This window comes from Thiolapillus sp. (genome assembly GCF_048562965.1).
Classification (GTDB): domain Bacteria; phylum Pseudomonadota; class Gammaproteobacteria; order Chromatiales; family Chromatiaceae; genus Thiolapillus; species Thiolapillus brandeum_A.
The window spans coordinates 1-581 of sequence record NZ_JBHNMF010001524.1; the positions used below are offsets into that span (position 1 = coordinate 1).

The 581-nt window shown below is 59.4% G+C and carries 1 pseudogene; it reads left to right on the forward strand.

The features are described from left to right. Positions 1 to 15: 15 nt before the first annotated feature. Positions 16 to 581 (forward strand): annotated as a pseudogene (locus ACOCD2_RS25295) (RNA-guided endonuclease TnpB family protein); the annotation flags it as partial.

Genomic DNA, 581 nt, shown 5'->3' on the forward strand with positions numbered 1-581 from the left:
CGTATGGCCTTTGAGGTGAATCAGGTCTGGAATCTGGCCAATGAGGCCAGCTACGAAGCATGGCATGTGCCTGTACCGGAGGTAGGGTATATCCAGGGCGTGTGGCGTTCCGCTTTCGACATTCAGAAGGATATTCTGCCGATTCGCAAGGCGCGGGGCTTTATCCTTCCCTCGCATACCGTCCAGCAGGTTGTGGCGGAACACGCCGCCCGGCGGCGGCAGTTCAAAACGTCCAAGCTGCGCTGGCGGGCGTCCAGTGGTTCAAGACGCGCCCTGGGTTGGATACCCTTCAAGAAAGGCTCGGCCAAGTGGGTCAATGGCCAGGTGCGTTTCGCCGGGCATTACTTTCGCGTCTGGGACAGTTACGGCCTAGCAGATTACGAGTTTCGGGCCGGTTCGTTCGTGCAGGATGCGCGCGGGCGCTGGTATTTCAGCGTGTCGGTGGAATATCAGCCTAATGCCACCCCAAGCCGCAAGGCGGTAGGCGTGGATCTGGGGCTGAAGGATACAGCGACATGCAGTGATGGCGCAAAGCTGAAGGCGGGGCGTTTCTACCGCGATCTGGAAGATGCACTGGGTAA